General features: G+C 42.8%; 23 protein-coding genes. 11 read left to right on the top strand and 12 right to left on the bottom strand.

Annotation, left to right across the window (positions count from 1 at the left end):
* Positions 1 to 80 precede the first annotated feature (80 nt).
* A complete protein-coding gene (gene hemE / locus CTN01_RS18645) occupies positions 81 to 1,148 on the top strand; it encodes a uroporphyrinogen decarboxylase (RefSeq protein ID WP_045150137.1) in 1,068 nt (355 codons plus the stop codon).
* A 59-nt stretch (positions 1,149 to 1,207) separates the two neighbouring features.
* Here the strand turns inward: hemE and CTN01_RS18650 are convergent, their stop codons facing one another.
* Together CTN01_RS18650 and CTN01_RS18655 are read right to left on the bottom strand one after the other, a co-directional pair.
* Positions 1,208 to 1,795, bottom strand: coding sequence for a uracil-DNA glycosylase family protein (locus tag CTN01_RS18650; protein ID WP_045150158.1), 588 nt, complete (start codon positions 1,793 to 1,795; stop codon positions 1,208 to 1,210).
* A 31-nt stretch (positions 1,796 to 1,826) separates the two neighbouring features.
* The gene (locus CTN01_RS18655) at positions 1,827 to 2,738 is read right to left on the bottom strand and encodes a D-2-hydroxyacid dehydrogenase (protein WP_045150138.1); all 912 of its coding nucleotides are present in this window, start codon (positions 2,736 to 2,738) and stop codon (positions 1,827 to 1,829) included.
* Positions 2,739 to 2,805: 67 nt separating this feature from the next.
* Here CTN01_RS18655 and CTN01_RS18660 point away from each other — a divergent pair, with 67 nt between their 5' ends.
* From CTN01_RS18660 to brnQ, 3 genes are all read left to right on the top strand, one after another.
* Positions 2,806 to 3,393: a YjaG family protein gene (locus tag CTN01_RS18660; RefSeq protein WP_005372684.1), complete on the top strand. Its 588-nt coding sequence runs from the start codon at positions 2,806 to 2,808 to the stop codon at positions 3,391 to 3,393.
* Between the two features lie 350 nt (positions 3,394 to 3,743).
* Positions 3,744 to 3,866 (top strand): hypothetical protein, encoded by a 123-nt coding sequence (locus CTN01_RS23135; protein ID WP_258179906.1) that lies wholly within the window; start codon positions 3,744 to 3,746, stop codon positions 3,864 to 3,866.
* Between the two features lie 115 nt (positions 3,867 to 3,981).
* Positions 3,982 to 5,289 carry a branched-chain amino acid transport system II carrier protein gene (gene brnQ / locus CTN01_RS18665; RefSeq protein WP_045150139.1) on the top strand — a complete coding sequence of 436 codons (1,308 nt, stop codon included), beginning with the start codon at positions 3,982 to 3,984 and terminating at the stop codon, positions 5,287 to 5,289.
* Positions 5,290 to 5,355: 66 nt separating this feature from the next.
* On the opposite strand, the gene CTN01_RS18670 is transcribed toward brnQ, so the two are convergent.
* Complete coding sequence (locus tag CTN01_RS18670; protein WP_005372680.1) at positions 5,356 to 6,414, bottom strand: CNNM domain-containing protein; 1,059 nt, start codon at positions 6,412 to 6,414, stop codon at positions 5,356 to 5,358.
* Positions 6,415 to 6,641: 227 nt separating this feature from the next.
* Between CTN01_RS18670 and hupA the strand changes: the two genes are divergently transcribed.
* On the top strand, positions 6,642 to 6,914 hold the full coding sequence (gene hupA, locus CTN01_RS18675; protein WP_005372678.1) for a nucleoid-associated protein HU-alpha: 273 nt from the start codon (positions 6,642 to 6,644) through the stop codon (positions 6,912 to 6,914).
* Between the two features lie 43 nt (positions 6,915 to 6,957).
* A complete protein-coding gene (locus CTN01_RS18680) occupies positions 6,958 to 7,644 on the top strand; it encodes a DUF1481 domain-containing protein (RefSeq protein ID WP_244156103.1) in 687 nt (228 codons plus the stop codon).
* A 69-nt stretch (positions 7,645 to 7,713) separates the two neighbouring features.
* Here CTN01_RS18680 and purD read toward each other — a convergent pair whose 3' ends face one another.
* Positions 7,714 to 9,003 (bottom strand): phosphoribosylamine--glycine ligase, encoded by a 1,290-nt coding sequence (gene purD, locus CTN01_RS18685; RefSeq protein WP_045150141.1) that lies wholly within the window; start codon positions 9,001 to 9,003, stop codon positions 7,714 to 7,716.
* 107 nt (positions 9,004 to 9,110) lie between these two features.
* Entirely contained in the window at positions 9,111 to 10,703 is a 1,593-nt protein-coding gene (purH, locus tag CTN01_RS18690) for a bifunctional phosphoribosylaminoimidazolecarboxamide formyltransferase/IMP cyclohydrolase (RefSeq protein WP_045150142.1), read from the bottom strand.
* Positions 10,704 to 10,944: 241 nt separating this feature from the next.
* On the opposite strand from purH, the gene zntR reads away from it, so the two are divergent.
* Entirely contained in the window at positions 10,945 to 11,406 is a 462-nt protein-coding gene (zntR, locus tag CTN01_RS18695; protein ID WP_199883636.1) for a Zn(2+)-responsive transcriptional regulator, read from the top strand.
* A 10-nt stretch (positions 11,407 to 11,416) separates the two neighbouring features.
* Here the strand turns inward: zntR and CTN01_RS18700 are convergent, their stop codons facing one another.
* Positions 11,417 to 11,620: a hypothetical protein gene (locus tag CTN01_RS18700; RefSeq protein WP_005372666.1), complete on the bottom strand. Its 204-nt coding sequence runs from the start codon at positions 11,618 to 11,620 to the stop codon at positions 11,417 to 11,419.
* Positions 11,621 to 11,801: 181 nt separating this feature from the next.
* On the opposite strand from CTN01_RS18700, the gene ppnP reads away from it, so the two are divergent.
* A complete protein-coding gene (gene ppnP, locus CTN01_RS18705) occupies positions 11,802 to 12,083 on the top strand; it encodes a pyrimidine/purine nucleoside phosphorylase (RefSeq protein WP_006647687.1) in 282 nt (93 codons plus the stop codon).
* A gap of 71 nt (positions 12,084 to 12,154) precedes the next feature.
* Here ppnP and malI read toward each other — a convergent pair whose 3' ends face one another.
* The gene (gene malI, locus CTN01_RS18710; RefSeq protein ID WP_045129009.1) at positions 12,155 to 13,180 is read right to left on the bottom strand and encodes a Mal regulon transcriptional regulator MalI; all 1,026 of its coding nucleotides are present in this window, start codon (positions 13,178 to 13,180) and stop codon (positions 12,155 to 12,157) included.
* A 286-nt stretch (positions 13,181 to 13,466) separates the two neighbouring features.
* Between malI and malX the strand changes: the two genes are divergently transcribed.
* From malX to CTN01_RS18725, 3 genes are all read left to right on the top strand, one after another.
* On the top strand, positions 13,467 to 15,047 hold the full coding sequence (gene malX, locus CTN01_RS18715) for a maltose/glucose-specific PTS transporter subunit IIBC (RefSeq protein ID WP_045084730.1): 1,581 nt from the start codon (positions 13,467 to 13,469) through the stop codon (positions 15,045 to 15,047).
* A 71-nt stretch (positions 15,048 to 15,118) separates the two neighbouring features.
* Positions 15,119 to 16,297: a MalY/PatB family protein gene (locus CTN01_RS18720; RefSeq protein ID WP_045150143.1), complete on the top strand. Its 1,179-nt coding sequence runs from the start codon at positions 15,119 to 15,121 to the stop codon at positions 16,295 to 16,297.
* 305 nt (positions 16,298 to 16,602) lie between these two features.
* A complete protein-coding gene (locus tag CTN01_RS18725) occupies positions 16,603 to 18,240 on the top strand; it encodes a methyl-accepting chemotaxis protein (RefSeq protein WP_107342202.1) in 1,638 nt (545 codons plus the stop codon).
* A 112-nt stretch (positions 18,241 to 18,352) separates the two neighbouring features.
* Here the strand turns inward: CTN01_RS18725 and fis are convergent, their stop codons facing one another.
* The 5 genes from fis to CTN01_RS18750 all read right to left on the bottom strand — a co-directional run bounded on the left by fis (position 18,353) and on the right by CTN01_RS18750 (position 22,594).
* Entirely contained in the window at positions 18,353 to 18,649 is a 297-nt protein-coding gene (gene fis, locus CTN01_RS18730) for a DNA-binding transcriptional regulator Fis (RefSeq protein WP_005372656.1), read from the bottom strand.
* A 23-nt stretch (positions 18,650 to 18,672) separates the two neighbouring features.
* A complete protein-coding gene (gene dusB, locus CTN01_RS18735; RefSeq protein ID WP_005372649.1) occupies positions 18,673 to 19,638 on the bottom strand; it encodes a tRNA dihydrouridine synthase DusB in 966 nt (321 codons plus the stop codon).
* Between the two features lie 176 nt (positions 19,639 to 19,814).
* Positions 19,815 to 20,699 (bottom strand): 50S ribosomal protein L11 methyltransferase, encoded by an 885-nt coding sequence (gene prmA, locus CTN01_RS18740; RefSeq protein ID WP_045129011.1) that lies wholly within the window; start codon positions 20,697 to 20,699, stop codon positions 19,815 to 19,817.
* A 163-nt stretch (positions 20,700 to 20,862) separates the two neighbouring features.
* Positions 20,863 to 22,320 (bottom strand): sodium/pantothenate symporter, encoded by a 1,458-nt coding sequence (gene panF, locus CTN01_RS18745; RefSeq protein ID WP_045129012.1) that lies wholly within the window; start codon positions 22,318 to 22,320, stop codon positions 20,863 to 20,865.
* Entirely contained in the window at positions 22,313 to 22,594 is a 282-nt protein-coding gene (locus CTN01_RS18750) for a YhdT family protein (RefSeq protein WP_045129013.1), read from the bottom strand. Before CTN01_RS18750 ends, panF begins: the two co-directional genes overlap by 8 nt.
* Between the last annotated feature and the right edge of the window lie 101 nt (positions 22,595 to 22,695).

Raw genomic sequence — 22,695 nt, forward strand, 5'->3', positions numbered from 1 at the left:
TTGATAGAATAAGATATGCTCTATTTTGTTCTGAGTAATGAATGATACAATAAATGCAGAATTTACCCATGGAGTCTCAAATGAGCGAATTAAAGAATGACCGCTACCTACGTGCGTTGTTAAAACAGCCTGTTGATTACACGCCAGTGTGGATGATGCGCCAAGCGGGTCGTTATCTCCCTGAATACCGTGAAACACGTAGCGTTGCAGGTGACTTTATGTCGCTATGTAAGAACGCTGAGCTAGCAAGTGAAGTCACATTGCAGCCACTTAAGCGTTTTCCGCTTGATGCTGCTATCTTGTTCTCAGATATCTTGACGATTCCTGATGCAATGGGTCTTGGCTTATACTTCGAAGCCGGAGAAGGCCCTAAATTCCAACGTCCTATTACTTGTAAAGCTGACGTAGATAAAATTGGTTTACCCGATCCTGAAGGTGAGCTGCAATATGTAATGAATGCTGTTCGTCAAATTCGTCATGATCTGCAAGGTGAAGTGCCGTTGATTGGCTTCTCTGGTAGCCCATGGACATTGGCGACTTACATGGTTGAAGGTGGTAGCTCTAAAGCTTTCACTAAGATCAAGAAGATGATGTATGCAGAGCCACAAACGCTACACCTACTGCTAAATAAGTTAGCGGATAGTGTTACTGAATATCTAAATGCACAGATCAAAGCCGGTGCACAGGCTGTGATGGTATTTGATACTTGGGGTGGTGTATTAACCCCACGTGATTACAACGAATTCTCGCTACGCTACATGCATAAGATTGTAGATGGCTTAATTCGTGAAAATGAAGGTCGTCGTGTACCTGTTACGCTATTTACTAAAAATGGTGGTATGTGGCTTGAGCAAATCGCAGCAACGGGCTGTGATGGCGTAGGCTTAGACTGGACGATTGATATTGCAGAAGCAAAACGTCGCATCGGTGATAAGGTTGCATTACAAGGTAATATGGATCCATCTATGCTGTATGCGCAACCTGAACGTATTCGTCAAGAAGTGGCAACGATTCTTGAAGGTTTTGGTGATGGTGGTACAGGCCATGTCTTTAACCTAGGTCATGGTATTCACCTTGACGTTCCGCCTGAAAATGCAGGTGTGTTTGTTGAAGCCGTGCATGAGTTATCTAAGCCTTATCATAAGTAATCTGCCAAATTGATATGATAAAAATTAAAACCCACGCAATAGCGTGGGTTTTTTTATCTCTAAACTTGGTCTTTGATAGCTAAATGCTGGTGGACGTATTGGCGAATATAAGCGATGACGTCTAATTCAAACCATGGGTTCTTTTTAAGCCAAATAGCATTACGAGGCGATGGATGAGGCAATGGAATGTAGCGGGGTGCCCATTGTTGCCATTGCTTTACGGTTTCTGTGAGCGTTTTTGGCTTATCTTGTAAATAATAGTTTTGTGCGTATTGCCCGATCAGTAATGTCATACCGATATTAGGCATCAGATCAAGCACTGGCTGATGCCATTGTGGCGCACATTCTGGGCGAGGGGGTAAATCGCCAGTTTTCCCTTTTCCTGGATAACATAAACCCATCGGCATAATGGCAATGTGTTCTGGGTTATAGAAGGTATCTTTATCCAGCCCAAGCCATTGGCGTAAACGATCACCGCTAGGATCATTGAATGGGATCCCCGTCTGATGGACTTTTAATCCGGGTGCTTGTCCAATAAGCAATAACCTAGCTTTAGAGCTAAATTGAATCACTGGCCGAGGTGCTAGGTGATCTTTGCAGATCTCGCAATGGTGAATAAGATCGCGTAAGTTATCAACTTGTTTCATCTGATTTGTACATTCAAATATAGTTGCACTTTTAATATCCGCTTTTAAAATCAATAAGATAGTTTAAATCTTGCTGTTGTTTAAAGCGGAGGTAATTAGTTTTGAATATCTCTATGACTTGTTCTGGAAAACTTTCTGCTGCTATATGTGGAGTGATACTGATTTTTGGATGGTGCCAAAAAGGATGATCTTGGTTAAGTGGCTCTTGCTTGAACACATCAAGGTAAGCATGGTTGAGCTGTTTATTATCAAGCGCATTAATTAAGTCTGATTCAACAACAGTATTACCTCTACCAACATTGAAAAAAAGTGCATTACGACAGTGGGACCAGCATTGTTGGTTATAGATATCATTCGTCTGCTCTGTTGATGGCAGAATAGAAACAATCACATCAGCATTGCTGAGTGCGTGCTGCAATTCTGTAATTGGATACGTTTGAGTGAAATCATTAGAGGCTGATAAGCCTTGCCTGTTGACACCAATGACCGAGAAATTCAATGCTTTTGCCGTTTTTGCGAGTATACAGCCGATGCTTCCTGTACCTATGATTACCATGGTTTTACCACTGACAGATTGATAAGGGATTGGCAGCCATAAAGATTGTGTTTGTTGCTGTGCGTATTGGTGGAAGTGACGATAGTAATTAAGGCACTGACCAATAACATATTCACTGATCAAAGGGCCAAAATATCCTTTAACGTTAGTGAGTAAATAATCTTGTCGTAGATGAGGTTTAATGAGGGCATCAATACCGGCAAATGTTGATTGTAACCACTTTAGTTTGGGTAATTGTTCGAGTTGGTTGGCGATCAAAGGAGGATCCGCTAGAATTACGCTTGCTTGCGAAGGATCATCGGTTAAGCAAAGGTCCGGTAACTGCGCCTGTGCCAATAATTGGGTATAGCGTTGTTGTTGCTTTGATATTACTGAAACTTTGATCATGCTTTTCCTTTAGCCTTATTCGTTTATCAAGTAAACTTCACTTCAAATCACTACTGTAGATTATCTCATGCTTAAAAATCCGATCCAGTTACGCTTAGAAAAATTAGAACCGTGGCAACACCTGACATTTATGGTGTCTTTGTGTGAGCGTATGTACCCAAATTATGTATTTTTCTGTGCAGAAACAGGATTTGCTGATTCTTATAAATATCGAGTGATCTTAGATAGCGTCTGGGAGATTTTGACCGTTAAAAACGCCAAAATTAACTTCGAGAATCAGCTAGAAAAATTAGAAGATATGGTACCAAGCGAAGATGAGTTTGATATCTACGCGGTAAGCCCTGCGATTGATGCGTGTGTTGCACTTGCTGATCTTCTTCATGCGATGTTGGATCGTGATCTTATGATGGAAACAGTGATCAAGCTAAGTGCTTTATCGGCAGAAACTGTTGCTAATCTTGAGTATGCACAAACAGGTATTGAGATCACCAACGATAATCAAAAAGAGAATGAAGCGGTATGTGCGGAATGGGATACCCAGTGGGCGATTTTCCGTGCATTAAAAGAAGCAGAAACCCGTGATATCGAATTGATTAAAGATCTTCGTGCAGAGTTGCGCGATGAGCCTGTCAGTAATATCGGTATTGAGCTTTAACAGCTAATATCGTAGCGACAGTAAAAAAGAGCCTAAGGGCTCTTTTTTTGTATCAGGTGAAAGTTAGTATTCAGCATAAAAATATTTCGTTATATAAGCAAAATATCGTAGAAAAGACTGTTATTTCATCATTTGTGTTTTTTATGTTTCAGTATGTTTGGGGTTTGTGAAGTTTTTAGTTCTGGTTTTTGATTTGAAAACCAGTGAATATCACTGCTTGTTGGTTTAACTTTGCACCATTCCACTTATTTTATTTTGGCTATTGTAATTCGATCCCTTCGCCGTTTATAACATTACAGCGCCGTAGCACATTGTTTATGGCAATAATGGTTTATTCACGAGGAGGTACAATGCATACATTTATAGCAATGACATTCGCTACCTGTTTTTGTGGTCGTAAAATTACTGCGCAATATGCGATGTGTGACGGTAATATTCGCCAACTCCTCATGCTCTCTCTAAAACGTATTTAGAGCTGGCAGCTTATATTTAAACATTACTGTCAGCTTGCGAAGAAGCTGATAGGTCCTTTGAAACATATTCCCATCTCGCTTCCTCCAAGCTGAAAGTCAAAATCAAAGGAATACTATGTTAAGTGCACGCAATATTGCCGCATTAGGCTTTATGACATTCGCCATGTATTTAGGCGCGGGAAACTTAATCTTCCCTCCATTCTTAGGCTATCAAGCTGGTGATAACTTTCTAAGTGGCATGACAGGCTTTCTTTTAACTGGAGTAGGCTTACCTGCCATTGCGCTGGTGATTGTCGCTTGGGTTCGAGGCTCTGATAACTTAACCGCCGCATTACCGAAACCTTTAGCAACTAGCTTTTGGGTGATGTTGTTTATTGTGATTGGTCCCGCTTTTATTATTCCTCGTACGATCACTGTGGCTTACCAATTTAGTTTTGCTCCTTTTATGGGGGATGCAGGGCTTATCCCTTTTTCTATGGCGTTTTGTATCGCCGCTATTTTGTTCTCGTTATATCCCGGTAAGTTGGTGGACACCTTAGGCAAATGGTTAACGCCAATACTGCTAACGATTTTAGGTGTGATGGCTGTTGTCGCTATTTTATATCCCTCAGGTTATGTCACTGAAGCGACCGGGGCTTATGTTAATGGTGCGATGGCTGAAGGTTTAACCCAAGGTTATATGACGATGGATGCGTTAGGATCGATTGGTTTTGGCTGGGTTATCTTCCGTGCTATTGAAGGTATGGGCGTTAAAGAGCCTAAAGCTATTGCAAAATACACCTTAATTGCGGCGCTTATGTATTCAAGTGCAATGGCATTAGTGTATTTGTCTCTTGCTTATATTGGCGTAACAAGCGAAGGGTTGGGGTTAAACTTCACCAATGGTGGTGAGATCTTAACTGCTTTCACCAATTATCATTTTGGTGTGTTTGGTACTTTGTTATTGGGCGCGGTATTAGTATTGGCGTGTTTAACAACAGCGATTGGGGTGACAACTGCGGGTAGTGAATTTTATAGCCGTACTTTCACACCAGTGACTTACCGTAAAAGTGTTATTGTGATCATGGTGCTATCAGGCTTTATTGCAAACGTTGGCTTGTCGCAATTGTTGAAAGTGACATTACCTGTGGTTGTTGCGTTACATCCTATTGCGATTTCATTACTGATTATTGCACCGTTACGCCATCAATTATCACAAAAGATGGTACTGGTAACCTTGGCTGTTGCGATGATTTTTGGTTGTATTGATGCAACGCATATTCTTGAAGCGATGCCAGCACAGATGGATAAGGTACTAGAGGCTAACCTACCGCTATATCACTATTATGCAGGTTGGATTTTACCTACGGTAATCACCTTGGTTATCGGATTAATTTCGCAGCGTTTGACAGTAAAACGCCAAGCACTGGCTAAAGACTACTAATATACAGAGTGGTTTAAAGAGATAATAAAAAAGGGACCGAAAGGTCCCTTTTTTCATGATGGAGAATTATTTTTCTTCATCATTATTTTGAATTACACCATGCTTTTTCTTCCACTTTTCCCAACGCTGGAAAGCCAGTTGCTGCATGTCAGTATTTTTATCGGCTTCATCGACAATTTCTTCACCCACAAGGCTTTCGAAAATATCTTCTAAGGTCACCAGACCTTGTACTGTACCGTATTCGTCAACGATTAAGATAAGCTGTGAACGTTCCTGCATTAAGCGTTCAAAAGCCTTAGGTACGCTAACGTTATTCATAATAACGGGTAGTGGGCGCATTAATACCCCAAGCTCTTGGCCCCCTTTACCCGCTTGGCTTTCAGCAAATAGCTCTAGGCGGTGAACGAAACCGACAATGTTGTCACTCTGCTCGCTATAAACCAATGGGCGAGAGAACGGGCTGTTTTTATGCTGAGACAAGAATTCATTAATGGTTTGCTCTGCATCAACACGAAATAGCACCGGACGTGGCGTCATAATTTTCGTTACGCTTACATCACGGAATTGCAGTAAGTTGGTTAGGATTTTTGACTCGCCTTCACCTAATTCACCTGTTTCGTGTGCTAATAATGCCATTGCTGAAATTTCATCACGTAATTTTGGCTGCTCATGACCGCGTGATAAACGACGAGTAATTTGCTCCGATACCCATACAAGAGGGATCAAAAGCAATACCATCCAACGCAACATAGTCGCTGAGAATGGTGCAAGTTGACGCCAGTAAGTTGCACCAATGGTTTTTGGCACAATTTCAGACAGTAATAAAATACCTATTGTTAATACGCCCGAGAACACACCTAGCCACTCACTACCAAATACGATAGTTGCTTGTGCACCTGCGGTTGCTGCACCGATGGTGTGAGCAATGGTGTTTAGGGTCAAGATCGAGGCAAGCGGCCGATCAATATTATCTTTGAGCGCGGTGAGTTTTGCCGCCGCCGGGTGATTTTGTTGGCGCAATGTGGCGATATAACTTGGTGAAATACTAAGTAACACCGCTTCTAATACGGAACAAATAAACGAAACACCAATCGCAACGGAGATGTAAATCGTAAGGAGTACCATGTCAACCTATCAGTAAATTAGCGAATATCCGCTATATTAATCGGGGCTGGACAGAATAAATACAACTATTTTCATGCAGTATTTAGTAACATTTTGTGAACTTGCGCTCAGATTGTGGTTAAAGAGTCCGCACCTGAGTCGAATAAAGCAGACAAACCTTTGCCACACGGGCTTCTTTTGAATTAGAGTTGTCTCGTCTTACGAAAAAACCTTAGAAGGGAAACCTAATGAACAAGACCCAACTGATTGACCTGATCGCAGAAAAAGCGGATCTATCTAAAGCACAAGCAAAAGCAGCTTTGGAATCTACTCTTGACGGCATTACTGATGCGCTAAAAGATGGTGACCAGGTTCAACTAATTGGCTTTGGTACATTTAAAGTAAACCATCGTGCAGCTCGCACTGGCCGTAACCCACAAACTGGTGCTGAAATTCAAATTGCTGCAGCTAACGTTCCTGCGTTTGTTGCTGGTAAAGCACTAAAAGATGCATTGAAGTAATTGTGATACCGCCAGAATGAATTATTCGTCTGGCGGTTTTTTTATGTTTAAAATTTCATTTCTCTTTTCTTTTCTTCTTCCTCTCGTTCTTTCTGGATGTGTTGCAGGAAACCTTGCTGATAACCCCGCATTACCGATCACTAAGGTGAATGTTGCTGAGCAAAAATTAGATGGTACACATATCTATTGGTATTTATCCCGTCAGAATACTCCTGAACGGCTAGGAGAGCGCGTCTATAGTGCTAAGCTAGGTGATTATCAAAGTGATTACCAATGGCAGTCAGGTAAGCTTAAAATGCTGTTGCAACAAGGTGAGCGGTTAGTCGATGGGCAGCAAGTTCCTTTTGAATTACAGCTTCGCTTCGATAGCCAAGGCGTTGCAGTTTATCAACGCTACACAGAAGATGGACAGATTTTACCGTTAACGATAGATGAGATTGCAGAGCTCAAACAACACAGCGAATATTTAATCGATCAGGTCGAACGATTAAAAAAATCAAAACAGTATTTTGAGCAAGGGTATAAACAGCAGCAACAGCTGATCTCTTGTCAAACTCAACAACCGATCGCTATTGATGAACCTAATGTATTATCTGTATTTGATCCATCGGGATATTGGGCGGCAATTGGCAAGCAGAAAAACGGTAAGTTAAGAATTGATAATTTGTTACCGGATGTGGTGAGTGAGACTTGCCTACAAGGACCGAAATTGATTGATATGAAGCAATAACTGCTTGCTAAAAAAGGCAATAAAAAACGCGCTTATTAAGCGCGTTTTTTAACTCAGGGGAAATGAGTTTTATTGTTGTTGCTCACGAGCAATGGCGCGATAACCAATATCGTCACGATGGAACATGCCATCCCACGAAATTTGTTTTGCCAACGCATAAGCGCGCTGTTGTGCTTCAAGAACAGTATCGCCCATCGCCGTTGCACATAACACACGACCACCGTTGGTGACGATATTACCGTTGTTGTTTGCAGCCCCTGCATGGAAGACTTTTTCGCCAGCGATTTCTTGTTGTGGTAAACCTGAAATCACATCTCCTTTGTTGTAGCTTGCAGGATAGCCGCCAGCAGCTAAAACAACACCGATAGAAGCGCGAGGATCCCACTTAGATTCTACAGTATCGAGTTTTTCATCAATCGCTGCTAAACATAGCTCAACTAAATCTGACTGCATACGTAGCATGATAGGTTGGGTCTCAGGATCACCAAAACGACAGTTATATTCGATTACTTTAGGTGTACCATCGCTCATGATCATCAAGCCGGCATAAAGGAAACCTGTGTAAGGTGCGCCTTCTGCAGCCATCCCTTCAACCGTTGGGTAGATCACTTCTTTCATCACACGGTTATGGATCTCTTTTGTTACAACAGGAGCAGGAGAATAAGCACCCATGCCCCCCGTGTTAGGGCCTGTATCGCCATTACCGACACGTTTATGATCTTGGCTGGTGGCCATAGGTAGGACGTTTTTACCATCGACCATTACGATGAAACTGGCTTCTTCACCATCTAAGAACTCTTCGATAACTACGCGGTGTCCGGCTTCACCAAATGCATTGCCAGCGAGCATGTCGCGTACGGCATCTTCGGCTTCTTGTTCTGTCATTGCGACAATCACGCCTTTACCTGCTGCTAAGCCGTCCGCTTTTACTACAATCGGTGCGCCTTTTTGCTTTAAGTAAGCAAGAGCGGGTTCGATTTCAGTAAAGTTTTGATATTCCGCCGTTGGAATATTGTGGCGAGCAAGGAAGTCTTTAGTGAAAGCTTTAGAACCTTCAAGTTGCGCTGCGGCTTCTGTTGGACCAAAGATGGGCAGTTTAGCGGCGCGGAAGGCATCAACCACACCAATAACCAGTGGCGCTTCTGGGCCGACAATGGTTAAACCAATTTGATTATTTTGCGCAAATTCCACTAATGCTGCGATGTCTTCAACACCAATCTCTACATTTTTCAGTTTTGGTTCAAGTGCTGTACCTGCATTACCAGGAGCAATAAATACCGTTTCTACTTGTGGGTTTTGTGCAACTTTCCAGCCTAATGCGTGTTCACGGCCGCCGTTACCAATGATCAGTACTTTCATCGTTAATCCTTATTGCTTCGCGCTAAATACTTAAAAATCTCTGCTCTTTAAAAAAAGAGCAGAGACTAAATCGATAGTGTTTATTCACTTAAGTTTGTGATGACAACTTAGTGGCGGAAGTGGCGCATACCGGTAAATACCATCGCCATGCCATGCTCGTCAGCGGCAGCAATGACTTCATCATCACGCATTGAACCACCCGGTTGGATAACACAAGTAATACCTGCTTCTGCTGCCGCATCAATACCATCACGGAACGGGAAGAATGCATCTGATGCCATTACGCTACCCGCGACTTCTAGGTTTTCGTCAGCAGCTTTAATACCTGCAATTTTGGCAGAATAAACGCGGCTCATTTGGCCAGCGCCGACACCGATTGTCATATTGCCTTTTGCATACACAATCGCGTTTGATTTCACGTATTTCGCTACTTTCCAGCAAAATAGAGCATCACGCAGTTCGTCTGTGGTTGGTTGACGCTTGGTGACAACGGTTAAATCATCAACTGATACCATGCCTTGGTCACGGTCTTGAACTAATAAACCACCATTAACACGTTTAACGTCAAAGCCAGTTGTTTTGGTTGTCCATTCGCCACACTCAAGAAGACGTAAGTTTTTCTTGGTTGCAACAACGGCTGCCGCTTCTGCTGATACTTTCGGCGCGATAATAACTTCGACAAATTGACGATCAACAATCGCTTGTGCAGTTGCTGCATCTAATTCACCGTTGAACGCAATAATGCCGCCAAATGCTGAGGTTGGGTCTGTTTTGTAAGCGCGATCGTAGGCTTCAAGTAAATTGTCACCGAGTGCTACGCCACATGGGTTAGCATGCTTTACAATCACACAAGCGGGTAAATCGAATTCTTTCACACACTCAAGTGCAGCATCTGTATCTGCGATGTTGTTGTATGATAGCGCCTTACCTTGAAGTTGCGTTGCCGTTGCGACAGAAGCTTCTTGTGGGTTTGCTTCAACATAGAATGCTGCTGCTTGGTGGCTGTTTTCACCGTAGCGCATGTCTTGTTTTTTCTCGAACTGCTGATTGAAAGTGCGTGGAAACTTCGATTCCTCATCACCTTCTTTGTTGTCGCCGTATGATGGCACCATAGTACCGAAGTAGTTGGCGATCATACCGTCGTAAGCTGCAGTATGTTCAAAAGCCGAGATAGCTAAATCAAAGCGTGTTGCCTGGGTTAGTGAGCCATTGTTCGTGCTAATTTCTGTTAGTACGCGATCGTAATCGTGCGCATTAACGACAATCGCTACATCTTTATGGTTTTTCGCAGCAGAGCGTACCATTGTTGGTCCACCGATATCGATGTTCTCAACTGCATCGGCTAGCGTACAACCGGCTTTGGCAACGGTTTCTGCAAAAGGGTATAGGTTAACAACAACCATATCGATAGGATTAATGCCGTGCTTTTCCATTACTTCGTCGTCAGTACCACGACGACCTAGTACGCCACCATGAACTTTTGGGTGAAGGGTTTTTACACGGCCATCCATCATTTCTGGGAAACCGGTGTAATCAGAAACTTCAGTTACTTGAATGTTTTTTTCGGCAAGTAAACGAGCGGTACCGCCAGTCGATAAGATTTCTACGCCGCGATTGGCAAGAGCCTGTGCGAATTCCACAATACCTGTTTTGTCTGATACGCTGATCAGTGCACGGCGAATAGGACGAGCGTTTTCCATGGCTACTATCTCTTTTAATTACACGGTGAATAGAATATTTCCCAAGACCAAGCCCATTTGGTGTGAATTGGCTTTGGGAAATATCCTGATTCTCATCACATCAACAAAGCTTGGGTGATGACAATAGTGATTTATCAGTAATGGTCATTCGTGCGTAATGTGACCATTATTTTACATGAATAGGAAGATTACGCAAACGTTTGCTTTTGGGTTGTCTTTAGGAGAAATAAGCAAGATGGCGATGTATTTGATTGGTCAATTAGCAAAGTTATGTCAGGTCAGTAGCGATACATTACGGTTTTACGAAAAAAATCATTTGCTCCAGCCAGCAGGCCGAAGCGACAGTGGTTATCGTTTATATAGTGAGGATAATTTATCACGAGTTAAATTTATCTTACGGGCCAAAGCTATTGGTTTAAGTTTGGAAGAAATTCGTGAGCTATTAGATATCCGACTAGAAGCAAGTCAGCATAGTTGTGCGGAAGTAAAAGCGATCACTCAAGCGAAGCTTGATGAAGTGGACATGAAAATAAAGGAACTCACACGTATTCGACGCGCATTAAAAAAGATCAATGATGCGTGTTGTGGCCATGTGGATGATGATGCGAGCCATTGCTCAATCCTTGAGGCCTTGAACGATAGCTGTGATACGCCAGATCCTATCGGTGACACTAAGTCATGTTGTTCAAGGCACAAGAAATAGAACGTATAAATTAATCGCTGGTGGCTTCTTTTGCATTTTGGATCGCATCTTTTGTGGTATCACGGAAAAAGTGTCCCGTTGCCTTGGTTGCATCACGGGTCGCGTGACCAATTTCAGTGAAGCCATCTTTAATACTTTGCTTATCGCTACTGCTACAACCAACCAATGGTAACGAAGCGATCAGTAATACCGCTAAAACATGCTTATTTAACATCTGAGATCCCTCGGTAAAATTTCGAAGATTAGTGTAGCGTTTTTTTATCATGAACCAAGTTAAATTCATGTCATGAATATCGTGATTAGCGTCATTATATTTCATTAGGGCATTGTGAAATTTTGTGATAATTTTCAGTCAATAGCGTATTGCTAATACGAATCAAAGATAAGGAAAATCGATGTTAAAAGTAAATGAATATTTTGATAGCCAAGTAAAATCAATTGGCTTTGAATCTTCGGGCGATCATGTCAGTGTTGGCGTTATGGCACCTGGCGAATATACCTTTGGTACTGTAGCACCTGAACGTATGACGGTGGTTAAAGGTGCATTAACAGTAAAACTACCAGGCCATGTTGACTGGGAAACTTACAACGCAGGCGATAACTTTGAAGTTCCTGGTGACAGTTCATTTAATGTGAAAGTATTGGTTACTACTGCTTATCTTTGTGATTATTTATAATTTTTAATTATCGTGATTATATAAAAGCTTCACTTCGGTGGAGCTTTTTTGTTTGTCGCAGTTTGGTATCTTTATGCCGATCCTCGCTCAATTAATTGTGGCGGTAAAATAAACTGTTGTGCCGTTTCATTATGCACCTTCATTTTTGCGAGTAATCGTTGTCCTGCAAGTTGTCCCATTTGTCGGGTAGGAGAGCTGATCATGGTTAAACTAGGCTGGGTTAAAGCCGCTTCAGGGGTATCATCAAACCCAATTAAGCCTATTTGTTGACCAATATAGTTGTCTTTTCCGACACTTTTCCCAACCCGTTGAATACCATACATCGCCCCTAATGCAATGGCGGGTCGGTGGCATAATAGTGCGGTAATTTTAGGATGTTGAGTTAGCAATTGTTGAACATGATCAGCGGCTTGGCACTGGTTATTCTGAGCTTCAATTATCCATTCATTTTTAAATGGTAAGCCGTATTGCATTAATGTCGTTCCATAGCCGCCAATGCGTTCTGCACGGGTGAGAGAGTCACTGCTGCCGCCAATATACGCAATATGACGATGACCTTGTTGGATCAAATGCTGAGTTGCAAGTATTGCGGCTTGATGATTATCAGGCCCAATATAATCGACCTCATTATTCACGGCGGATCGGGCTAAGCAAACCGCAGGAATATTGGCTTGTTTGGCCATTTCGAGTACTTGATTGGTTGCTTCTCTTACAGGACTAAACGCAATACCTGCGACGCCTTGTTGGATCATCGATTGGACACATTGGATTAATTTGTCTGCTTGATGGTTGGACTGTGCAAGAAATAACATATGGTCATGTTGTTCAAGCTCGTCGCTTAACCCTGCCGTAACTTCGGTATAAAAGGGATCTGTAATATCCGCTAAAATCCAACCGATCAAATTTGAGTAATTGGATCTTAAATTCGCTGCGGCGTTATTGCGAACATAGCCTAGAGCTTCAACTGCTTGATTGACCTTATCAATTGTCGCTTTTGATATACGGCCTTTATTTCCCAGTACCAAAGAAACAGTGGAAACGGAGACGCCGGCATAGTCGGCAACATCGGTGATCTTTACTTTGCTTGATTTAGCCATTAGATAGTTAATTACCCTGTATTTATCTATCAATATAAAACGTTATCTCTATGATCTGAATATTAACAGGATCACAGTTTTTAATATGTGTTCTGGCGCGAGATATGTTCCGTGATCTCGATGCCGATAAAAGTTGATAAAACGTTTTATCATTTATTTCGTAATTCAGCAAAAGCGTTGGCAGAAGTTTTGAGCTCATCTTCGTCGACGTTTTTTTTCAACAAAGTGATAAAACGTTTTACCACTTTGTTTTTGACGAAGATAAAACAGTGATCAGGTGACAATGATGTCTAAATCTGCAAATAAAACAACGCTATGGGAATTTTTCCAAAGCTTAGGTAAAACGTTTATGTTGCCAGTGGCGCTCTTGGCGTTTTCCGGTATTTTACTAGGTATTGGTAGTTCGTTATCAAGTGCTGCAGTAAAAGAAAGTATGCCTTTTCTTGATAATACCGTACTGCAATTGCTGTTCATGTGGATGACCAAAGTTGGTTTGGTTGCATTTATCTATTTACCTATCATGTTTGCTGTAGCCATTCCACTTGGCCTTGCTCGTGAAGAAAAAGGCGTTGCCGCGTTTGCTGGTTTTGTTGGTTACGCAGCACTTAACTTATCAATTAACTTTTACCTAACAGTGGCTGGCGTATTAGGCAATGCGACCGAAGAAAAAGCCTACGGTGTGAAGTCTGTTTTAGGCATAGAGTCGATTGATACTGGCATTTTAGGCGCGGTGATCGTCGGTATTATTGTGGCGAAACTGCATGCACGTTTCTATACCTACAAAATGCCAGATGCATTAGCTTTCTTTGGTGGTGCGCGTTTTGTTCCGATCATCTCAACCTTAACGCTCGGTGTAGTTGGCCTGTTAGTACCGCTAGTATGGCCTTATTTTGCTATGGGTATTAATGGTATTGGCAGCTTAATCTCTCACTCAGGCCCATTTGGTCCATTCCTTTTCGGTACCGGTGAGCGTTTGTTATTGCCATTCGGCTTACACCACATTCTTGTAGCACTGGTGCGTTTTACGGAAGCGGGTGGCACATTGGATGTGTGTGGTAATACGGTAAGTGGGGCACTAAATATTTTCTATGCAGAGCTTTCTTGCTCAACAACTAACGGCTTCTCTAACTCGGCAACATCATTCTTGTCGCAAGGTAAAATGCCGGCTTTCCTTGGTGGATTACCTGGCGCTGCTCTTGCGATGTACCACTGTGCTCGTGTTGAAAATCGCAGCAAAGTAAAAGCGTTATTGTTATCAGGTGTGGTTGCATGTGTGATTGGTGGTATCACAGAGCCATTAGAATTCTTATTCCTGTTCGTAGCACCAGCACTGTACTTTGTTCACGCTATTTTAACGGGTGTTGGCTTTATGGCGATGCATCTATTAGGAGTAACGATTGGTAATACTGATGGCAATATTATCGACTTTTTGATTTTCGGCGTACTTCAAGGTACGGCAACGAAATGGTACTTAGTACCTCTTGTGGCTGCAGTATGGTTTGTGATGTATTACAGCGTATTCCGCTTTGTGATCACTCGCTTCAATTTAAAAACTCCTGGTCGTGAAGTGGCTGATGTAAAAGATGAGTTAGCCTTTGCGGAAACTGGCGAGAAAACGTCGGGTTACAAAGGCGATATTATTTTAGAAGCACTGGGTGGTGCTGCAAACATTACGTCACTTGATAACTGTATTACTCGTTTACGTTTATCGGTTAACGATATGAGTTTAGTGAATGACGCCGTACTCAAAGCTAACGGTGCGTTAGGGGTCGTTAAGCTTGACGATCATAACTTACAAGTTGTGATTGGGCCTCAGGTGCACATGGTCAAAAATGAAATGCAGGGCTTAATGCCAGCGACGGCATAATATGATTGCGGAGCCTAGTGCTCCGCTTTTTTGTTTTGGATAACTGTTTTCGTTTGTTACAAGAGGTTGATATGTTTGATTTCTCTACTCCAGTTAACCGATATGGTACCTATTGTACCCAGTGGGATTATGTTGAAGATCGGTTTGGTAAAGCGGATTTATTGCCGTTTACTATTTCTGATATGGATTTCGCCGTTGCGCCATGTATTGAGAAGGCGTTATCTGAGCGATTAGCACATGGTGTATTTGGCTATAGCCGATGGAATCATGATGATTTTAAATCTGCGATCACAGGATGGTTTTCACGCCGCTATCATAGTCCAATCAATCCCGAGCATATTGTGTATGGTCCATCGGTGATTTACATCATTTCGCAATTAGTGATGCAGTGGACAAAGCAGGGGGAAGGAGTCCTCATTCATACTCCAGCCTATGATGCGTTCGGTAATATGTTAGCGGCTAATGATCGTCTCATGCTAACAAGCCCGTTGTTAAAAACGGCTGGTGGCAGTTATGAGATTGATTGGGCACAATTTGAAGCACAAGCGGCAAAACCAAACTGTAAAGTGTTGTTACTGTGTAGTCCACAAAATCCAACTGGACGAGTATGGACACGTGATGAACTCAGCCGTATGGCACAAATCTGTTTGCAACATCAGGTGAAAGTGATCTCCGATGATATCCATATGGATATGGCATTTAATGATTATATCCCTTGGCCTGAAGTGGCATTAGATGATAATTGGGCGTTGGTTTCTTCAGGATCAAAGTCATTTAATATTCCTGCACTAACGGGTGCATATGCGTTTATTGTCGATCAAGCTGTGCGTGAACGGTACCTTACTCAGTTAAAAGCGGCACATGGTTTATCGTCACCGTCGACTTTAGGCGTAATAGGACATATTGCCGCTTATAACCAAGGTGAAGTATGGCTCGATAGTTTAAAAGACTACCTTCAAGCTAACCTCCGTTATGTCGCAGAGCAATTAAATCAGGCTTTTCCTGAGTTGAATTACCAAGTGCCTGAGGGGACATATTTAGCGTGGATTGATTTAACGCCATTGAGCGTGGATATGGATGCCCTACAACAACGTTTAATTAGTCATTACAAAGTCGCCATTATGCGCGGTGATACCTATGGTCAAGAAGGGCAAGGGTATGTACGTTTGAATGTCGGTTGTCCTCGTAGCAAAGTAGAAATAGGCATCAAGGCATTGATGAGTGCATTGCATGATCTAAAACATCAATAGAGTACTTCTTGTTTTCTAATTAAGAAAAGCTTCGCTTCGGTGGAGCTTTTTTGTATCTGTTATTGCCACTCACTTTTAGAGATCAAGCGTTTTATCAATTACGTCTTTATATGATATATAGCGCATATGTTGTATTTATAAAAATTATCTGGAGAGAAAGCATTATAGTAACAGTATTTAGCAAGGTTGAGTTCTGGTTAATCACGCCTAACGTGTTGCATTAAGATACTTAGAGCCTAATTGATCTTGTCGTTATAGCGAAACTATTTCATGACTAAACGTAATAAGTAGGATAGGGAGGTTCTATGAATCTATCGTTAACACATGCATCTATTAGTACCAAAGCCTGGATAATATGGCTGTTCTTTGCCATCGGTCTTATTTCTATTGCTGCATTAAATATTTCCTCAACTAATCAACATATGCGAGCTAATTATGAGAGAGGTATTAAGCAAATAGTAGAAGGGGCGGTAGGAGTGGTTAATTACTATCATGAACTTAGCTCCAATGGCACATTGAGCGAAGAAGAAGCGCAAAAACAGGCTTTAGCTGCAATTAATGCAATGCGTTTTGATGGCGGAAATTATATTTTTGCGGGAAATAGGGAAGGCTATCAAATAGCGACCCGCTTTGATGAAATGATGGGAACTGACATTCTGTCACTAAAAGACGGTAATGGACGACGATTCGTCGAAGAGCTTTACAGTGTCGGTAAGCAAGGTGGTGGTTTTGTTGATTATATGTGGAAGTCATCGTCAGATCCTAACCAACTGATTTTAAAAACGAGCTATGCTGATTATTTTCATCCTTGGGGCTGGATGATTGGCGCAGGAATGAATATCAAAGCTTTAAACCAAGAGATTCAAGCCAGCCAATTGCTATCGTTTGTGAACGTTGCTGTTATTTTGGCAATACTATCATTATTGATGGCGTATTTTATTCGTAGCATTACTTTGCCAATTAAAAAAACCGTTGCTGCGATGCGTGACCTATCAACGGGTGAAGGTGATTTAACTCAGCGCCTTACAGAAGAGGGCGGCCCTGAATTAACGGCACTTGCGAAACATTTTAATCGCTTTGTTATTTCTATTCAGACCATTATCCACAATATTAGTGATGCAGGCTCACAACTGACTCACTCTTCGCGTTGTTTATCACAGTCAGTGTTATCGATGGATAGTAATTTAAATCAACAGAAAGAAGACACGGATCAACTCGTGGGGTCAATGGGGGAAATGCTAACCGCGGTTGAAGAGATTGCAGGTAGAACCGTTGATGCCACTGATTTTAGTGTTAAAGCGGCGAAACAAACAGAAGCCAGTAAAGTGATTATTCAACGCAATATTGAAGAGTCACAATTGCTCGCATTAGATATTGGTGAAGCCAGTAAAGTAATCACCCAACTTGCAACAGATAGCCGCAATGTCGATACCGTATTGGAAGTAATACGTGGCATTGCAGAGCAGACCAACTTATTAGCGTTAAATGCTGCGATAGAGGCTGCAAGAGCAGGCGATGCAGGGCGAGGCTTTGCTGTTGTTGCTGATGAAGTTCGCACGTTATCACAGCGCACACAAGAGTCGACGATTGAAATTCAAACCATTATTGAAAAATTACAACAAGGTGCGGAGCAAGCGGTTGGTGTCATGAATCAGGGGGCTGAAAAAGCCCAGAATGCGTCAAAGATTTCTGAGTCGGCAGGGGAAGCGTTGAATTTAATTGTTGAAGAGGTTCATGCGATACAAGGGATGAATCAGCAGATCTCAGCCGCAACAGAGCAGCAATCTTTAACCGTTAATAGTATTAATCAAAATGTGGCAAGTTTGAATGATAGCTCGATATCATTGTCGACTGAATCTAATCAGATGTCGTCATCGAGTGAAGAGCTTAATCAAATTTCGGAAGATCTGATGGTGACGATTCAGCGTTTTAAACTGCATTAAAGCAGGGCTATTGTGTTTTATCTAGCATAACAGTATCGAATAGCAGCCAATAAAAAAGCCATGCCTGAAAACACAGGAATGGCTTTTTTATCAATAATTTAAACTAAATGTATTAGTTCATGCCGTATTTTTTAAGCTTCTTACGTAGCGTACCACGGTTGATACCCATCATGGTAGCAGCGCGAGTTTGGTTACCGCGAGTGTACTGCATGATAGTGTCTAATAGTGGTTGTTCAACTTCTGCAAGCACAAGCTCGTACAGATCGTCGACTTCCTGACCATTTAATTGAGCAAGGTAGTTTTTAAGGGATGCCTTCACTGAATCACGTAATGGTTTCTGTGTGATTTGGTCTTGTGAAGTTACAGTTGTTACTGTTAACGCTTCGGAAGTCAGATTTTGTTCGAACATAATTCTGTAAGCTCTTCTAGTATTTATGCAACGTTTTCGAAGTAGCCTTGCAGCGCATCAAGTTGCTGTTGAGCATCCTCGAGTGCGTTGAAGGTCTGGCGGAAATCACCGGCTGGTGCATGTTCTTTCAAGTACCAAGACACGTGTTTACGTGCAATGCGCAGTCCTAGGTATTCACCGTAGAACTGGTGGAGTTCTTGAACATGTCCCAACATGATTTCACTGATCTCATCAATTGATGGAGCAGCGAGGTGTTCACCAGTTGTTAAGTAATGGTGGATCTCTCTAAAAATCCACGGCTTCCCTTGTGCAGGTCGGCCAATCATTAGAGCATCGGCACCCGTATAATCGAGTACAAAGCGTGCTTTTTCCGGGCTATCGATATCACCGTTAGCGATAACTGGGATCGAGATGGCTTGTTTCACCGCTCTAATGTAGTCATATTCCGCTTCACCTTTGTACATACATGCCTTGGTACGTCCGTGAAGGGCGAGGGCCTGTATGCCGCATTGCTCGGCGAGTTTGGCTATGTCGACACAGTTTCTATTTTCCAGATCCCAACCAGTACGGGTTTTAAGCGTAACTGGGACATCTACCGCATCCACCACAGAGCGAAGAATGTCTTCGATAAGGTTGGGGTATTGCAGTAGCGCAGAACCGGCTAATCGTTTGTTTACTTTCTTTGCTGGGCATCCCATGTTGATATCGATGATTTGCGCACCGTTTTCAACACTGAACTGTGCAGCTTCAGCCATCAACTTTGGATCAGCACCTGCTATCTGAACCGAACGAATACCTGATTCACCTTCGTGAACCATACGATTGAGCGATTTAGACGTCTTCCAGAGATCTGGGTTCGACGACATCATCTCGCTAACAGCCATACCTGCACCGTAGCGAAGGCATAACTCACGAAATGGCCGATCGGTCACACCCGCCATAGGCGCGACTATCAGCTGGTTTTTAAGTTGATAAGGACCGATTTGCAAAATGTCTCTACCTGACTGTGCCAGTAAGGGCGCGCATTTTACGCATTTTTTGCTCTGCTGAAAAGGCCAATAATTGAGCATGATGATTTTGTTTGCCAAAATCGTATGATTTTCAATCAATTGACCGATTAAATTTATAAATAAAAATCAGCAATAGCACCCAAAACTTAGTGTGATTATGCCTTACGGCCCGAGATGCGACACCACTCTTCACGTGCCATTACTGGGTCTAAAGCCAGTTCATCACCGTAGTAGGTTGACACATCAGCCGCTTGGCTTTCTAGTACACCAGAGATCGCTAAGTCGCCACCGTCTTTAACAAGGCTCTTGATCACTGGTGATAGTTCACGCAGTGGGCCTGCAAGGATGTTAGCAACCACAACCTCTGCTTGAATACCTTGAGGCTGGTCTTGTGGTAGGTATAGTTCTAGATTGTCAGACACACCGTTACGCTCTGCGTTATCACGTGACGCTAAGATAGCTTGTGGGTCGATATCAATACCAATAACTTTTGCAGCGCCAAGTTTTAGTGCTGCGATAGCTAAGATGCCTGAACCACAACCAAAATCGATAACTGTTTTACCCGTTAGGTCTTGGCTGTCTAACCACTCAAGACAAAGTGATGTCGTTGGGTGAGTACCTGTACCAAATGCTAGACCTGGGTCTAATAGTACGTTTACCGCATCGGGTTCTGGCGCTTCACGCCAGCTTGGGCAGATCCATAGGCGACGACCGAAACGCATTGGGTGGAAGTTGTCCATCCACTCACGTTCCCAGTCTTTATCCTCTAACTGCTCGATTTTATAAGCAAAATCATCAGCAATTAATGGGCTGTTTTTAAGCATGTTCAGCACGAAATCCATGTCGGCTTCAGCATCATACAAACCAATTACATCGGTATCACCCCATAGGCGGGTTTCACCTGGCATAGGCTCGAAAACTGGCGTGTCTTGTGCGTCTAGGAAGGTGACAGACAGAGCACCAGTCTCTTCCATTAGCATGTCGCCAATTGCTTCTGCGCTCTCTGCAGTTGCGTTCAGTTTAATTTGAATCCAAGGCATGGTTTATTCGCTTATTTTGTGACTACTTGAACATAGGGGGCGAAGTCTAGCATGAAATTTCACCAATCCCCATTATCAGATGCCATTCTAGGGATAAAAAAAAGATAGTACCGACTGGTACTATCTTTAATCTAGTGGATTATTTAGCGTGATATAGCCGATTTTAGTCGCTTAATTGCGGTGTTTCTACTTTTGTTGGTTTGGCATAGCTACCAACGACAAAAGCGATCAAACCTAATAAAAGCGTTGGCACAATTGCGTGAACGCCATTCATATCGGGCTTACTAAATGACAAAATAATGTAGCTACTCAAGCCGACGATCATGGAAGCAAAAGCACCGGTTGCGGAGGCTTTTTTCCAATATAAGCCGAGTACCAGAGGCCACAAAAATACGGCTTGTAAGCTACCAAAGGCTAATAGGTTAAGCCAAATGATCATGTCGGGCGGATTCATCGCAGCGATAAATACTAAACCTGAGAAAATTCCTGTTACCCATAGTGACAATTTAGGCAGGCGTTTTTCTGCGTGTTCATTATTGGCAATGCTTGGATTGATATAGTTGATATATAAATCTTTGAGTAGTGTTGCTGAAGCTTGAATGAGTTGTGAGTCGATAGTCGACATAATCGCCGCCATTGGGCCTGCCAGAAACACACCGGCTACAACTGGTGGTAATACGGTTACCATAAGAGTTGGCATGATCTGATCGGGGCTAGCGATATCAGGCACGATAGCACGGCCTAATGCGCCTGCTAAGTGCATACCAAACATCAGTAGCGCCACCATGATGGTACTGAGTACCATGCCTTTGTGCAGTGAATTACTGTCTTTATAAGACATACAACGTACCGCAGCATGCGGAAGACCAATAACACCAAAACAGACCAAAATCCAAAAACTCAACATAAAGGGCTGACTCAGGAAATGATTTGGACCGTAAGGGGTAATTAATGCCGGATCAATATCGTGAAGCTTGGTAACTAATGCGCCGATACTTCCGCCGGCATGCACGATCCCAACCAGTAACGCAATGGTACCGATGATCATCATTAAGCCCTGTAAAGTATCAGTCATCACAACAGCACGAAAGCCACCAATAGTAGTGTATAGGCCTACGGTGATCGCAAAGATCATTAAGCCATGCATATACGATAAGCCTGTCACGGTTTGAAGCAGACGTGCACCACCGACAAACTGTACGACCATGGTGCCAAAGAAGGCGATCAGTAGTGACAGTGAAGCAAAAATGACGACACCACGATTTTTATAGCGAGCATAAAGGATGTCATTAAGGGTTAATGCGTTATGACGTCTCGCTTCGATGGCAAATTTCTTACCGAGTACACCAAGGGTTAGCCATGCTGCGGGTAACTGGATCATCGCAAGTAATACCCAGCCTAAGCCCATTTTATAGGCAGCCCCTGGGCCACCAATAAAGGTGCTGGCGCTGGCGTAAGTGGCTGCAAGGGTCATCGCAAGGACAAAACCGCCCATGCTACGCCCACCGACTAGGTACTCGGTAAGAAAGTTTCCTTTGCTTTGAAAGCGTCGGGTATAAAGTGCCATCGCAAAGACTGCGGCAAGGTACAGTACGATAGGAATAATGAGTTGGCTATTCATGGGGGTCTTCGTGGTTAATATCTAAAGGAAGATCTCGGTAGACGACTTTGACCATGACACCGCACATGACGGTAAAAATGATCGGGCCGACAATGCATGACATCAAGAACCAGAGTGGAAAGCCAAAATATAGGGTTGGCATGCTTAGATCACCGATGGCGGGCGCTAAGCCGTAGGCGGATAGGTACCACCAAAGAAAATAAGCTAACGCTAGTCCTATCGCCCAACGTGCCTCTTTATGGGCTTGGCGATAGCGTGCTGAGAGCGTTTTCATGCTGTATCTCCAGTTGTTATCAAGTGTTTTCCTACTCAATACAGTGTAGTAACTAGTAGGGTTGGTCAAAAAGGTTGGCTATTGTGGCAAAAGATACTGTG

The sequence above is a fragment of the Photobacterium angustum genome (genome assembly GCF_003026365.1).
Lineage (GTDB): Bacteria > Pseudomonadota > Gammaproteobacteria > Enterobacterales > Vibrionaceae > Photobacterium > Photobacterium angustum.

Excerpts from the sequence above, each read along its gene's own strand:
- zntR (WP_199883636.1), top strand. The coding sequence starts at position 10,945 with ATGTATTTGATTGGTCAATTAGCAAAGTTATGTCAGGTCAGTAGCGAT.
- CTN01_RS18680 (WP_244156103.1), top strand. The coding sequence starts at position 6,958 with ATGTTTAAAATTTCATTTCTCTTTTCTTTTCTTCTTCCTCTCGTTCTT.
- CTN01_RS18720 (WP_045150143.1), top strand. The coding sequence starts at position 15,119 with ATGTTTGATTTCTCTACTCCAGTTAACCGATATGGTACCTATTGTACC.
- CTN01_RS23135 (WP_258179906.1), top strand. The coding sequence starts at position 3,744 with ATGCATACATTTATAGCAATGACATTCGCTACCTGTTTTTGTGGTCGT.
- CTN01_RS18670 (WP_005372680.1), bottom strand. The coding sequence starts at position 6,414 with ATGGTACTCCTTACGATTTACATCTCCGTTGCGATTGGTGTTTCGTTT.
- purH (WP_045150142.1), bottom strand. The coding sequence starts at position 10,703 with ATGGAAAACGCTCGTCCTATTCGCCGTGCACTGATCAGCGTATCAGAC.
- CTN01_RS18655 (WP_045150138.1), bottom strand. The coding sequence starts at position 2,738 with ATGATCAAAGTTTCAGTAATATCAAAGCAACAACAACGCTATACCCAA.
- CTN01_RS18650 (WP_045150158.1), bottom strand. The coding sequence starts at position 1,795 with ATGAAACAAGTTGATAACTTACGCGATCTTATTCACCATTGCGAGATC.
- purD (WP_045150141.1), bottom strand. The coding sequence starts at position 9,003 with ATGAAAGTACTGATCATTGGTAACGGCGGCCGTGAACACGCATTAGGC.
- prmA (WP_045129011.1), bottom strand. The coding sequence starts at position 20,699 with ATGCCTTGGATTCAAATTAAACTGAACGCAACTGCAGAGAGCGCAGAA.
- hupA (WP_005372678.1), top strand. The coding sequence starts at position 6,642 with ATGAACAAGACCCAACTGATTGACCTGATCGCAGAAAAAGCGGATCTA.
- brnQ (WP_045150139.1), top strand. The coding sequence starts at position 3,982 with ATGTTAAGTGCACGCAATATTGCCGCATTAGGCTTTATGACATTCGCC.
- fis (WP_005372656.1), bottom strand. The coding sequence starts at position 18,649 with ATGTTCGAACAAAATCTGACTTCCGAAGCGTTAACAGTAACAACTGTA.
- panF (WP_045129012.1), bottom strand. The coding sequence starts at position 22,320 with ATGAATAGCCAACTCATTATTCCTATCGTACTGTACCTTGCCGCAGTC.
- hemE (WP_045150137.1), top strand. The coding sequence starts at position 81 with ATGAGCGAATTAAAGAATGACCGCTACCTACGTGCGTTGTTAAAACAG.
- ppnP (WP_006647687.1), top strand. The coding sequence starts at position 11,802 with ATGTTAAAAGTAAATGAATATTTTGATAGCCAAGTAAAATCAATTGGC.
- malI (WP_045129009.1), bottom strand. The coding sequence starts at position 13,180 with ATGGCTAAATCAAGCAAAGTAAAGATCACCGATGTTGCCGACTATGCC.
- CTN01_RS18660 (WP_005372684.1), top strand. The coding sequence starts at position 2,806 with ATGCTTAAAAATCCGATCCAGTTACGCTTAGAAAAATTAGAACCGTGG.
- CTN01_RS18725 (WP_107342202.1), top strand. The coding sequence starts at position 16,603 with ATGAATCTATCGTTAACACATGCATCTATTAGTACCAAAGCCTGGATA.
- CTN01_RS18700 (WP_005372666.1), bottom strand. The coding sequence starts at position 11,620 with ATGTTAAATAAGCATGTTTTAGCGGTATTACTGATCGCTTCGTTACCA.
- malX (WP_045084730.1), top strand. The coding sequence starts at position 13,467 with ATGTCTAAATCTGCAAATAAAACAACGCTATGGGAATTTTTCCAAAGC.
- CTN01_RS18750 (WP_045129013.1), bottom strand. The coding sequence starts at position 22,594 with ATGAAAACGCTCTCAGCACGCTATCGCCAAGCCCATAAAGAGGCACGT.